Origin of the sequence: Chromohalobacter beijerinckii, assembly GCF_023061185.1 — a bacterium.
Lineage (GTDB): Bacteria > Pseudomonadota > Gammaproteobacteria > Pseudomonadales > Halomonadaceae > Chromohalobacter > Chromohalobacter beijerinckii.
Genome location: NZ_JAKGAK010000002.1, coordinates 300,800 through 314,593 on the forward strand (window position 1 = coordinate 300,800; position 13,794 = coordinate 314,593).

General features: G+C 57.9%; 10 protein-coding genes. All 10 read left to right on the plus strand.

Going from position 1 to position 13,794, the window contains the following annotated elements; translation table 11 throughout:
- Nucleotides 1-37: 37 nt before the first annotated feature.
- Nucleotides 38-706, plus strand: coding sequence for a GntR family transcriptional regulator (locus tag L1075_RS03440; RefSeq protein WP_246939897.1), 669 nt, complete (start codon nt 38-40; stop codon nt 704-706).
- A 115-nt stretch (nt 707-821) separates the two neighbouring features.
- Entirely contained in the window at nt 822-2,801 is a 1,980-nt protein-coding gene (locus tag L1075_RS03445; RefSeq protein ID WP_246939900.1) for a type I restriction-modification system subunit M, read from the plus strand.
- Between the two features lie 136 nt (nt 2,802-2,937).
- On the plus strand, nt 2,938-3,918 hold the full coding sequence (locus tag L1075_RS03450; protein ID WP_246939902.1) for an Abi family protein: 981 nt from the start codon (nt 2,938-2,940) through the stop codon (nt 3,916-3,918).
- Entirely contained in the window at nt 3,915-5,285 is a 1,371-nt protein-coding gene (locus L1075_RS03455) for a restriction endonuclease subunit S (RefSeq protein WP_246939905.1), read from the plus strand. The genes L1075_RS03450 and L1075_RS03455 overlap by 4 nt, the downstream gene beginning before the upstream one ends.
- Nucleotides 5,286-5,300: 15 nt before the next feature.
- Complete coding sequence (locus tag L1075_RS03460) at nt 5,301-6,272, plus strand: GIY-YIG nuclease family protein (protein WP_246939908.1); 972 nt, start codon at nt 5,301-5,303, stop codon at nt 6,270-6,272.
- Nucleotides 6,273-6,384: 112 nt separating this feature from the next.
- Nucleotides 6,385-7,296 carry an Abi family protein gene (locus tag L1075_RS03465; RefSeq protein ID WP_246939911.1) on the plus strand — a complete coding sequence of 304 codons (912 nt, stop codon included), beginning with the start codon at nt 6,385-6,387 and terminating at the stop codon, nt 7,294-7,296.
- A gap of 65 nt (nt 7,297-7,361) precedes the next feature.
- On the plus strand, nt 7,362-10,592 hold the full coding sequence (locus tag L1075_RS03470; RefSeq protein WP_246939914.1) for a type I restriction endonuclease subunit R: 3,231 nt from the start codon (nt 7,362-7,364) through the stop codon (nt 10,590-10,592).
- A gap of 383 nt (nt 10,593-10,975) precedes the next feature.
- Complete coding sequence (locus tag L1075_RS03475; RefSeq protein WP_246939917.1) at nt 10,976-11,884, plus strand: hypothetical protein; 909 nt, start codon at nt 10,976-10,978, stop codon at nt 11,882-11,884.
- Nucleotides 11,885-12,392: 508 nt separating this feature from the next.
- On the plus strand, nt 12,393-13,421 hold the full coding sequence (locus tag L1075_RS03480; RefSeq protein ID WP_246939919.1) for a zinc-dependent alcohol dehydrogenase family protein: 1,029 nt from the start codon (nt 12,393-12,395) through the stop codon (nt 13,419-13,421).
- Between the two features lie 35 nt (nt 13,422-13,456).
- Nucleotides 13,457-13,794, plus strand: a 338-nt coding sequence (locus L1075_RS03485) for a CoA-binding protein (protein WP_246939922.1), incomplete at its 3' end; no start/stop codon positions are given.

Genomic DNA, 13,794 nt, shown 5'->3' on the forward strand with positions numbered 1-13,794 from the left:
AGAGCGTAATCTGCCGGGTCAGCCAGGAGCCAAAAGCATGATGAAAGGGGTGCAGGAACGGTCGTCGAGTGATCGTGCCTATAGCGATATACGCGACAAGATCATCACCACCGTACTGAAACCCGGTGAAAGGATTCATGAAAAAGCGCTGTCGGAAGAGTTCGGCATCAGCCGCACGCCGATTCGCGAAGCCCTGATACGACTGCGCTACGACGGCTTCGTCGATATCTTCGCCCAGCGCGGCACCTTCGTGACGCCCATCCGCCTCGACGTCATCAAGGCGGCTCACTACACGCGCTCGGTGCTGGAATGCGCCCTGATACGCGACGCCGCCATGCAATGCAGCGACCGCGATGCTCGAGATCTGTACGACAATCTTGAGCATCAGCGGCTCGTGTATCGGCAAGGGCAGTACTACAAGATCGAAACCCTCGACGAAGAGCTTCATCAGAAGATTGCCGACATCGCTGGGCAACCCTCAGTCTGGCAAATCATTTACCACGTTCAGCTGCATATCAACCGAGTGCGGATGCTGTTTCTCAACGAACAGCGCGTGCCCGCCATCGTCGAGGAACACACGCGGATCATCGACGCCATCGCCAACCGCGATCCTGACGCTGCGGAAAGCGCCATGAAAGCGCATTTGCAGTACATGGACGAGAACATCCAGAAGCTGGCCGAAAGCTACTCGGAATATCTTTCTTGAGGGGGTAGGGCCTGGGCTCACCATCGAGCGAGGGCGGACCGTAGACTCCCCGTTACCGTGCCTGGCTGTGTATGATGTTGCCCATAATTCAGCATCAAGCACGCGGGGAAGCACCTTGAATACGGAGAGTCACTCTCAGTTGGCCGCCTTCATCTGGTCCGTGGCGGACCTGCTACGCGGCAATTTCCGGCAATCCCAGTATGGTCGCATTATCCTGCCGTTTGCGCTGTTGCGGCGCCTGGAATGTGTGCTCGAGCCTTCCAAGGAGGCCGTGCTGACGGCGGCGCATACCCACCAGACGAAGCCCGACCCCGTCCGCGAGAAACTGCTGCTGCGCGCGGCTGAACACCCCTTCTTCAACGCATCACCGCTGAGTCTGGGGACGCTGTCCGATACCCAAACCGCCGATGACCTGCTGAGCTATGTGCAGTCCTTCAGTCAGGACGCACGGGAAATCTTCGAGCACTTCGAGTTCGAGAACTTCGTCCAGCAGCTCGGCGCCGGAGACTTGCTCTATCAAGTCGTGCAGCGCTTTGCTGCCATAGACCTGAGTCCTCAGCGGCTTTCCCACTACGGCATGGGGCTGGTGTTCGAGGAACTGATTCGCAAGTTCGCCGAAAGCTCCAACGACACTGCCGGGGAACACTTCACCCCGCGCGATATCGTCCACCTGACGACCTCGCTGGTGCTTACCGGGCAGGATGACAAGCTCACTCATGACGGCATCGTGAAAGTTTACGATCCGACGGCGGGGACGGGAGGCTTTCTTTCCGAAAGCGACGAGTACATGCAGCAGGTCAGCGGCGGCATGAGCGTTTCACCACATGGACAAGAGCTCAACCCCGAGTCCTACGCGATCTGCAAGGCCGACATGCTGATCAAGGGCCAAGAGGTCAATCAGATCAAGCTGGGCAATACGCTCTCCAATGACCAACTGGCCGGTGAACGTTTCGACTTCATGCTCTCCAACCCGCCGTTCGGGGTGGAGTGGAAGAATGTACAGAAGGTGATCACCGACGAGCACAAGCACAAGGGCTACGATGGCCGCTTTGGTCCTGGCTTGCCGCGCGTTTCGGATGGTTCGCTGCTGTTCTTGATGCACCTGGTGAGCAAGATGCGCCCCCGGCAGGAAGGCGGCTCACGCATCGGCATCATCTTAAACGGCTCGCCGCTGTTCACTGGCGGCGCCGGCAGCGGCGAATCCGAAATTCGTCGCTACCTACTGCAGCATGATCTGGTGGAAGCCATCGTCGGTCTGCCCACGGACATGTTCTACAACACCGGCATCGCCACCTACGTATGGATTCTCTCTAACAATAAGTCCGCCGAGCGCCGGGGCCAGGTACAACTGATCGATGCCACCGGTCGCGCCAGCAAGATGCGTAAGTCTCTGGGCAGCAAGCGCCAGTTCGTCGCCGACCGGGATATCGAGGAGATCGTACGGCTCTACGGCGCCTTTCAGGAAAGCGAGGAGGGCAAGCTGTTCCCGGTCGAGGCCTTCGGCTACCGCCGCATCACGGTGGAGCGCCCGTTGCGCCTCAACTTCCAGGCCAGCCCAGAGCGCCTGGCACGGCTCGATGACGAGAAGGCTATCCAGAAACTCGACGTGGGAGAGCGCGAAGCGCTCAAGGATGCCTGCGCGACTTTCGACCCTGAGCAGGTCTATGCCAACCGCGACGCCTTCACCCAGGCACTGAAAGCCGCCTTGACGGAGGCCGGGTTGAAGATCGGCGCGCCAGTACAAAAAGCTATTCTCAACGCCCTCTCCGAGCGCGACCCCGAGGCGGATATCTGCCGTGACAAGAAGGGCAACCCCGAGCCCGACAGCGGCCTGCGCGACTTTGAAAACGTGCCGCTGGACGAGTCGGTATTCGACTACTTCGAGCGCGAGGTGAAGCCCCACGTCCCCGACGCCTGGGTCGACGAGGAGAAGCGTGACCCGCTGGACGGCCGTATCGGCATCGTCGGCTTCGAGATTCCCTTCAGCCGGCATTTCTACCAGTTCACGCCGCCGCGCCCACTGGAGGAGATCGACGCCGACCTCAAGACCTGTACAGACCGTATCAAGCAGATGATCGAGGAGCTGTCGGCATGAGGAAGGGCGCGGCTCAGCATTGCTTTAGACAGTCATTGACAGTTAAAGGGATATTCCATAGCATGCTGGGTAACACACCCGCCATGCCTCTCACTGAAGCACACTTTGGCGGGTTTTTTGTGTCCGGAGGTCGTGTATGAGCGACTTCCACAAGCCCGCACACAGCATTGACGAACAGATCGCCACGCTATGCAGTCGTGGCCTGGCGATTCCCGACGAGGCTCGGGTGCGTCACTACCTGGCCAATATCAGCTATTTCCGCCTTTCAGCCTACACGCGCCCCTTCTACCAGCCAGGCCTTCAGGAGCATTGTTTTCTGGAGGGCACCTCTTTCGACGATGTGCTGAGGCTCTATGTGTTCGATCGTGAGCTTCGTCTGCTGCTGCTTGATGCCATTGAAAGGCTGGAAGTCGCGCTACGCGCCCAGTTGACCAATACCCTGGCCGAGCACCATGGCCCGCATGGCTACCTGGACCCCGGCATCTTCGACACCCGCTACAACCATGACTGGTTGCTGGACAGGCTGGAGAACGCGGCCAAGGGGCGAGAGATCGAGACCTTCCTGGCGCACTATCGCACGAAGTACCGATCAGCCCCCAATCAGCCGCCCATCTGGATGGCCGTGGAGCTGCTGACCTTCAAGGAAGTCTCGACCCTTCTAGCCAAGCTGCGGCTTCCCAAGGATACTCAGCGCATCGAGCGACATTTCGGCTGGAAGATGCCAGTGCTGCGATCCTGGTTCCGCAGCCTGTCCGACCTGCGCAACGTCTGCGCCCACCATGGCCGAGTGTGGAACCGTGAATTCGGTAGCCGCCCCGAGATGCCGAGAAAGGTTCCGGCCGGTTGGCCAAGCGTCCCTGGTAGCATCGAGACGGGGTCTCATGAGCACCCCGAGCAGCATCTCAACCCTCGAAGGCGTCTGTATCTCCAGCTCGTAGTGATCGAGTCGCTGATGCAGGTCGTGTCGCCTACTAGCCAATGGGCCGAGCGACTGGTGGCACTGCTGGATCGCCACCCCCAGGTCTCACGTCCGCACATGGGATTTCCTGGGCATTGGGACACGGAACCTTTCTGGCGAGAAGCAGTGATGAACGCAAGGGAGGGAGCAAAGGCATGACTTTCCCGAAATACCCCGAATACAAGGACTCCGGCGTCGAATGGTTGGGAGAGGTGCCGGCGCATTGGGAAATAAAGCCCCTAAAGTACGTTGCGACGTACAATGATGAGGTGTTGCCGGAAAGCACGCCTGACGACTACCCCATTAAGTATGTAGAGATTTCGGATGTAGATGACCAGCTAGGTATCACCGGTTGGTCGGAACATTCTTTTTCATCAGCACCATCAAGGGCGCGTCGGGTTCTGAAAAATGGAGATGTTCTGATCTCGACTGTGCGCACTTACCTCCGTGCTATTGCTCCGGTGATAGAGCCACCTGAGAATCTTGTGGGTTCCACAGGATTTGCTGCCATTCGGCCCGTGCTTGGTGTCTATCATTTCGCATTACTGGGATACACGCTCAGAGCTGAGTGGTTCATTTCACATATCATCGCTCGCTCTGTTGGCGTTAGCTACCCAGCGATCAATGCGTCGGACTTGGCAGCGTTGCCTCTCCCTGTCCCGCCATGGAAAGAGCAGCAGAGCATAGCCGCCTTCCTCGACCACGAAACCGCTCGCATCGACGCTTTGGTGAAGGAGCAGCAGCGTTTGATCGAGCTTCTCAAGGATAAGCGCCAGGCAGTGATCTCCCATGCCGTCACCAAGGGGCTGGACCCCGATGCGCCGATGAAGGACTCTGGGGTGGAGTGGCTTGGCGAGGTGCCGGCGCATTGGGGAATAGTGAAGTTCTTGCGTTGTGTAAAGATAGCTGAAGGTCAAGTAGATCCAAAGCTGGAAGAGTACCGTGAAAAAATTTTGATTGCCCCCAACCACGTTGAGTCCGCAACAGGACGGGTTCTAAGTCTGGAAACTGCGGAATCCCAAGGGGCGGAGAGCGGTAAATACGTCTGTCGAGCTGGCGATGTAGCCTACAGCAAGATCAGGCCTGCCCTTAGGAAAGCATGCGTCGTTGATAAAGAGGTTCTTTGCAGTGCTGATATGTACCCACTTCGCCCACTAATTAATCTAACCAGCGACTACTTGTTGTGGAGTATTCTTTCAGAGCCATTCTCTCGTCTGACTGCCCTAGAGTCGGAGAGGGTGGCTATGCCTAAAATAAACCGGGAGTCGCTGAATGAAATTTATATGGCAGTGCCGCCTCTAGAGGAACAAGCAAGCATTAGTGATCACATTTCTCAAGAAACCCAGCGGCTAGACCAGCTTACTTCTATCGCAACTGAGGCCATTGAGCTCCTTTCTGAACGTCGCTCCGCCCTAATCTCTGCCGCGGTCACCGGCAAGATCGACGTACGTGGTTGGAAGGCTGAAAAACACTCCGAGCAGCCTGAGGTGCTTATGGCCGCCGAGGAACGTGCCACTTACGCTTAATAACAAGGAACCAAAATGACCCAAGGACGCAGCATTCGCTTGTTTCTGGTCGATGGCGCACCTAATGGTTTGCTTACCGCCGAGATCATGAATTGGACTGGCCACGTGCTCACCGGGCCGCGCAGCAAGCTGAGCGAGTTAGTGCAGCGTCCCGAGTGCGGGCGCACCGGTATCTATTTTCTGGTCGGTACGGACCCCGATGGCGATCTGAGGCCCCTGGTCTACATCGGTGAAAGTGACGATGTAGCAACGCGGCTGAAACAGCACAATCGTCCGGAGGAAAAAGGGGGCAAGGACTTTTGGGAAAAGGTCTGTCTTGTCACGAGAAAAGACCAGAACCTGACCAAGGCTCACGTGAAGTTTTTGGAAAGCTTGCTGATCCAAAATGCCGGTGCCATGGGACGCTGTAAGCTGTCCAATGGCACGGCGCATGAGTATATCGGCCTTCCAGAATCCGACCGTGCCGATATGGCATTTTTCATGGAGCAGATTCGTACGGTATTGCCCGTTCTCGGTCTAGATTTTCTTCGCGGTATCGGGAGACCTTCCTCGAACCAGCAGCCAGAGCCTTTCACGCCAACGCAACCTGAAACGTATCCGCTGGCGGGGGCGGAAAATCCCCGGCTGAAAATGGAGGTCAAAAAGCACAATATCGTGGCCTTTGCTCAAGAGCTCGATGGTGAGTTCGTTGTCCTCGAGGGTTCCCTGGCCAGAGGAGAGTGGATAGACCTAAAACATAACTATCGTCATCTCTATAAGCAGCTCTGCGATGAGGGCGTGCTCGTGGACGACGGTAATGGCTTCAAGACGTTTGTCCGCGACTATGGCTTCACGAGCCCCAGCCCGGCTGCAGCCGTTGTTGCCGGACGTGCTGCCAATGGTCGTTTTGATTGGAAAATCGAAGCGACGGGACAGTCTTATGCCGACTGGCAGGATCAGCAGGTGAGTGCCGCTGCGGCGCAGTCCGAGGAGATGGAGCCTACCTGATAAATGAGACTTGGCAGTGGGTCTTTGCGTCCTTATACTACTTCGTAACAACACCCCCCACGCCTCTCACTGAAGCGCACCTTGGGGGGTTACTTTTTTCTGGAGGTCGGTTTTGCAGTTCAATAAGCCCCCATTGAGCTTAGATGACCAGCTCGACCGGCTCATCCAGCGGGGGTTGACGGTGCCGGACCGTCAGAGGGCACTCCACTACCTGCGCCATCTCAACTATTACCGGCTGGGCGCTTACTGGCTACCCTTCGAGGCCGAACACCAGACGCATCGCCTGCGGCCTGGCACTACCCTAGACGACGTGTTGAATCTCTATGTGTTCGATCGGGAGTTCCGGCTTCTGGTCATGGATGCCATTGAGCGCATCGAGGTCTCTATTCGCACTTGCTGGGCCTACCACATGGCCCACACGCACGGGCCTCACTGCCACCTTGACCCGGCGCTATTCAAGTCTCCGCATCGTTCATGGCGCTACGAGGAGCGGCTTCGTGCCCTGGAAGGGGAAGTGCGACGCAGCCAGGAAACGTTCATCCGCCACCTTAGTACCACCTACGATGAGCCGTTGCCTCCGATATGGGCTCTGGTGGAAATCATGACGTTTGGCCAACTGTCTCAGTGGTATGCCAACACGCGCCAGCGCCGGGATCGTAATTCTGTAGCACGTGAGTACGACTTCGACGAGAGCGTTCTGACCTCGGTGCTGCATCATCTGAGTACGGTGCGCAACCAGTGTGCCCACCATGCACGATTGTGGAACCGGGAGTTCACCTTCCTTCCCAAGCTGCCAAAGAAGCGTCCGGCAGCAGTTCTGGACACACTGTCCTCCGGTGCCTCGCGCCGTATCTATAATACACTCACCTTGATGCTGCACCTGATGGATGTGGTGAACCCTCACCACCATTGGCGGGAGCGGCTGATTGGCTTGATCGACCGCCATGCGATCGATGTTGCCGAAATGGGCTTCCCTGACGATTGGCGAGACCGTCCCCTATGGACGATGCACTGTCCTAAGTAGACTTCTCCTTATGTTCCCAAACCGTTAGGCTGTTTCAAAAGATTACGCCGAGCGCAGGGAATAATATGGCGGACAGCCGGGAACACCGATTCCAGCAGGACATCATTGAGGCCATGACCGAGGCGGGGTGGCAAGTCGGCACCTCCAGAGGCTATGACCGTGCCACGGCGCTCTACACGGAAGACGTGATTGCCTATCAACGGGAAGCGTGGCCCGAGCGCTGGGAAAAGTTCTGCCAGGCCAATCCCCGCGCGCCGGAGACCGTGCTGATCCAGAAGCTCGTCCGCGAGCTGGAAAAGGCCGATACGCTCGACGTATTGCGCCATGGCTTCAAGGTGCCGGGGGTGAAGCTCGACCTATGCAGCTTCAAGCCCGACCATGCCATGAACCCCGACTCCCTGGCCCGCTATCGCGCCAACCGCCTGCGCGTGGTGCCGGAGGTCTCCTACTCCCCGCATGCCCGTGAGCAAGGCAAGGGCGGGCAGGCCTATAATCCCCGCCTCGACCTTGTACTGTTCGTCAACGGCATTCCCACCGCGACGCTGGAACTCAAGAGCGCATTCAAGCAGTCCGTGGAGAACGCCAAACGCCAGTATCGCTTCGACCGCCCGATCAAGGACCCGGTCACGCGCAAGGCTGAGCCTCTGCTTACCTTCAAGCGTGGTGCTCTGGTGCATTTCGCCGTCAGTCAGTCGGAAGTCGCCATGACGACTCGGCTGTCGGGTAAGGACACCTTTTTCTTGCCCTTCAATCGGGGCACCGAAGATGGCGGCGCGGGAAACCCACCGCCCGAGGATGAACGCCGCTACGCAACCGATTACCTCTGGCGGGAAGTGCTTCAACCGGATGCCTGGCTGAAAATCCTGGGGCGTTTTCTGCACCTGGAGAAAAAGACCAGCGAGGATTTCCACGGCCGCCGCCACACCAAGGAAACCCTCATCTTTCCGCGCTATCACCAGTGGGAAGCGGTCAACCGGCTGATTCACGCCACGCGCGAGGAGGGCGCTGGCGAGCGATACCTGGTGCAGCACAGCGCGGGCTCCGGTAAGTCCAACTCCATTGCCTGGTGTGCTCACCAGCTGGCCAACCTCTATTCCGAGGACGGTGCCAAGCTCTTCAACTCGGTGATCGTGGTGACCGACCGCACCGTGCTCGACAGCCAGTTGCAGAACACCATCTATCAGTTCGAGCATGCCCACGGCGTGGTGTGTCCGATCACACGTGACGTTGGTAGTCAGAGTAAATCCGAGCAGCTTGCCGAGGCTTTGGCCAGCAACACGCGGATCATCATCGTCACCATCCAGACCTTCCCGGCGCTCTTCGATGCCCTGGACAAGCGGCCCAAGCTCGCCGAGGGCCGCTACGCGGTGATCGCCGACGAGGCTCACTCTTCGCAGACCGGCAGTTCGGCCAGCAAGCTCAAGGCCCTACTGGCGGCAGCGGGAGAAAACCTGGCAGATGAAGAAGAAGTGAGTTCAGAAGCGCTGATGGATGCCGCCGTGGCGGCTCGTCGCCCGAGTGAACGCATCAGCTATTACGCGTTTACCGCCACCCCCAAGGCCAAGACACTGGAGCTGTTCGGCCGGTCGTCCGATCCGACACTGCCCGCAGGTGACGATAACAAGCCCGAACCGTTCCACCTCTACTCCATGCGGCAGGCCATCGAGGAAGGTTTCATTCTCGATGTGCTCAAGAATTACGTTACCTACGGTACCGCGTGGAGACTGGCCCACCCGGAGGCCGACGCCCAGGAGGTGGAGTCCAAGAAGGCGTCTCGAACCCTGGCACGTTGGGTGCGTCTGCATCCCTACAATATCTCCCAGCGGGTCGAGATCATCGTCGAGCATTTTCGTGCCAATGTACGCCACCTGCTGGATCGCCAAGCCAAGGCCATGGTGGTCACCGCCAGTCGACAAGAGGCCGTGCGCTATCAACTGGCCATGCGCGATTACATCGCTGATAAGGGCTATGACAACGTGTATCCGCTGGTGGCCTTCTCGGGTAGCGTGCCGCCTGATGAGGTGATTCCCGAGGAGGTCACCGAGACCAGTCAGCGACTCAACCCAGGGCTCAATGGCCGCGATCTGGCCGAAGCGTTCGATACCGATGACTACAACGTCATGATCGCCGCCAACAAGTTTCAGACCGGCTTCGATCAGCCCAAGTTGTGCGCCATGTACGTGGACAAGAAGCTCCAGGGCGTGGACTGCGTACAGACCCTCTCGCGGCTCAACCGGCTGTATCCCGGCAAGGAAACCTTCGTTCTCGACTTCTACAACGATGCCAAGGATATTCTCGATGCCTTCGCGCCGTATTACCGGCAGGCCGAGCTGGAGGGCGTCTCCGACCCTCAGGTGGTTTTCGATCTCAAGCGCACGCTGGACGCTGCCGGTATCTACCATTGGGAGGAAGTCGATGCCTTCGCCAAGGCTTTCTATGACTCCAAGGCGCCGGCTTCCAGCCTGAGCTACCATTGTCAGCCCGCGCAGGACCGTTTTCAGAAGCGTTATAGCGCGCTGCTCGATCAGATCGACACCTGGACCGAGGCGCGACAACAGGCCGAGCAAAACGATGATGAAAAAGGCCGCCTACGCGCCGAGCAGGAGCTAAAGGACGCCGGCACCTCCCTCGACGAGCTCGATCTCTTTCGCAAGAACCTCACCAGCTTCGTACGTTCCTACGAGTTTCTCAGCCAGATCATCACCTTCGACGACCTCGAACTGGAACAACTGTGCGTTTACGCCAAGCACCTCCAGCCGCTACTGCGGAGTGAGCGACTGACGGACGAAGACCCGGTCGATGTCAGCGAACTGGAACTGACCCACTACCGCATGACCAAGCGTGCCGAACAACAACTGAAGCTGGAAGTCGCCGAGGGGAAGCCGCTCAAACCCGGCACCGACGTTGGCTCCGGCAAGCCCCACGACCCCGAGAAGCAGCGCCTAGCCGAGATCATCGAACGGCTCAACGATCTTTATGGGTCTGAAGTCAGCGACGACGACAAGCTGCACTTCGCCAATGGCATCGCCGACCGCATCGAACGCGACGAAGCGGTGATGGCCCAAGTGCGCAATCACAGCGAAGACCAAGTGATGCACGGCCTATTTCCGAAGAAGGTTACCGACGCCGTACTCGACAGCATGAGCGATCAAGAAAAGCTCAGCATGCCGCTGCTGGAGAATGAGGAGACGGGCAGGCAGTTTGCGCTGTTGATTCTCAAGCTATTGGCGGGGAGATCGAGTCGTGAAGTGTATGCTGGAAAGCCATCTACTGAAGGGTTCAACTATAACCGCTAACGACCCAAAGCGGCCATCCCGGCAGAAGCGGCATGCTGGTTCAGCCGTGTCATGCAGCCGACAAGATAATCTATGCTATATCATCAATTCATACTTAATTTTATTTTAATTTCAATGGTGTAGGTCGTGAATGAAGGGCTGTATAACCTGAATGAACGCGTCGCCGGGTTCATTCAGGTTATGTAGAGGGGAATATAATCACAGTTAGAACGGGAAAAATGATGCCGGAAAGTCAGACTGTCCAGTTCTCACATGTCCGTTTGTATGCTGTCACGGGCGTCCACTTAAGGGACGAAGAACATCGTCAGTTATTAGCATGTTCGGATGACAGAACGGAGGTGTACTTAACTACGAAGCCGGGGGATCTTTGCCAAGATGCCTACGTGGTTCAGGCGAGTTCCCGGTTGCTAATCGGCGCGTTTACAGGAGCTCCGCAACACGGCTCATTCGAGGCGCGGTTGCAAGAGCAGACCGAAGCTCTTAAGTCGGATATCGAGAGCAAAGGGTCTACCTTCTTGTTAATCCGGAGAACCGGATCCATTGAAGAATGGGAGAGTAGATCCGAAAATGAGATTGAGGGGTATATCCTTCGCCTTAATGGTTCTCCTGCTAAATCGATAAGAACGCAGAGCGCCGAGCTTTATTCATCTGTTGTTACGGCGCTGTTCGTGGCGTCTGCTGAGGACGTAAGCCTAGTCAGGTTGCTGGACGAGGTAGCATTCCAAAAGGACAACGGCACGGTAATTCTGGCGAAGACCATAGAGGGCTCGGGCTCGATCTCAGTCAGTACGGAACTGACGAAATTTCAGGAACAAACATTTCTGGATTGTTGGAAGGCGATCTATAGTGACGAGGCTTTATCGAGAGTACAAAAACTTCTTGTTGCGGCCATCGAAACCAGAAAAGATCCACTGAGGGCCTTTATGTCGGCCTCAGCGGGACTCGAGATTTTTGTCAATAAAGTTTTTCCCGGTCTTGAGCAATCATTTTTTGACACTGTTCAAACGGAGCTTATTCCTTCCGAGCATACGGGATATATTCAACGTATCAAAACTGTAATGAGCGACAAATACCGATTGGCTGATAAATTTTCTTTGATTTCGTCGCTCTTGGCTCCCGAGTCGGTAGATGAGGACATTGTTTTATTTAGGTCTGTCAAGGCCGCTCGGGACGAGGTCGCGCATGGGCGGGCTGCACGAGACACAGATCTTCCGGTGCACAAGGCGGTCAGCTTGCTCAAGAAGTACTTGCAGCTATATGTGAACTACAAAAGCAAACCGGGATCGAACTAAGCATAATAAGTCGACCAGAAAACGAGGTGGTCATGCTCTAATACGGCACTCAACGGGACTGGGTTCCGCTTTGCTCCACCAGCTCGTTAGCTCTTCGTTATATCAGAGAAGACTAAAAGGCAGCTCCTGGCCGAAAGTAGTCACCTTTTTTGAGAGGAATCCAATCTTGCAATCCTTGATACGCGTACTGCCGGATAGTGGGAAATCCCCAAACAGTACGCCGCCGGTACACACCACCTTCCTACGCTATCCTCAATTTTCGCTAAGTTACTGATTCCAAAGAACTGTACCTTTATCTCAATTATGGTTGCTTGTCCTTTAACACCAGTATTTTATTGACTTAAAAGAAAATTCATAATCTCCAGCCTCAAACCTTACGCTCCCCACCACCCATCTCCCTCGCCCACTCGCGGAAACATGACCTCGATCAATCCCCATTCCCCAGCGCTTTCTATACTCAGTCGGAGTGCCTGCCGAGTCGCGGTGGGCGTTATCCGGGGAAGGGGACATGAAAGCGCTTGTCTATGAGGGAGTGGGGCAGAAGGCCTGGAAAGAGAAGGAGCGGCCCGCAATCGAGCAACCCACGGATGCCATCGTGCGGGTGACGCATACCACCATTTGCGGCACTGACCTGCACATCCTCAAGGGCGATGTACCGGCGGTGACGCCGGGGCGCACCCTGGGCCATGAAGGCATCGGGGTGATCGAGGAGGTCGGCGGGGGCGTCAGTGGCCTCGCGGTCGGCGATCAGGTGCTGATCTCGTGCATCACGTCGTGCGGGCACTGCGATTACTGCAAGCAGGGCATGTACGCGCATTGCCGCGATGGCGGGTGGATTCTCGGTCACAAGATCGATGGCACCCAGGCCGAGGTCGTGCGCATTCCGCATGCCGCCAACAGCCTGTACCGGTTGCCGCCGGGGCTGGAGCCCGCCGCGGCGCTGATGCTGAGCGACATCCTGCCCACCGGCCACGAGATCGGCGCATTGAACGGCGAGGTCTCGCTGGGGGATACCGTGGCCATCGTCGGCTCGGGGCCCATCGGGCTGGCCGCCTTGTTGACCGCGCGCTTCTATTCGCCGGGGCGCATCATCATGGTCGACCCGGACGAGAACCGCCTGGCCGTGGCGCGGCAACTGGGCGCGACCGACACCGTCAGTGCCGATCCGGTGGAGACGGTCATGTCGCTCACCGACGGCGAGGGCGTCGACGTGGCCATGGAGGCCGTGGGCATCCCCGAGACGTTCGATACCTGCCAGCGCATCCTGCGTCCGGGCGGGCGGCTCGCCAACATCGGCGTGCATGGCCGCAGCGTCGAATTGCGCCTCGAGGAGCTGTGGATCAAGAACGTCACGGTCCGCACCGGGCTGGTGAATACCAATACCATTCCCGTGCTCATGCGGTTTCTCGAGACCGGCGGCATCGATGCCGAAAGCCTGATCACCCACCGCTTCGCGCTGGACGAGATCGAAAAGGCATATGAGGTGTTCTCGCGTGCCGCGTCGGAAAAGGCCATCAAGATGCTGCTGACCGCCTGATGGCTGCCGCTCGCTGAACGGACCGGAGAGGCCCGATGTCGATTCGCAATCTGGATGCGTTGTTCGCCCCGGCCACGATCGCCCTGGTCGGGGCGAGCAACCGGCCGGGCTCGGTGGGGGCGGTGCTGGCGCGCAATCTGCTGGAGGCCGGTTTCGCGGGGCCCATCCTGACCGTGAACCCGCACGAGCGGGCCATCCGCTCGACCCTCAACTACCACAGCATCGCCGAGCTGCCGCTGGCGCCGGACCTGGCGATCATCGCCACGCCGGCGGAGAGCGTGCCGGGGCTGATCCGCGAGCTTGGCGAGCGAGGCTGCCGCGCGGCGGTGGTGATCTCGGCGGGCTTCGGCGAGGGCGCGCGCCCCGAGGGCAT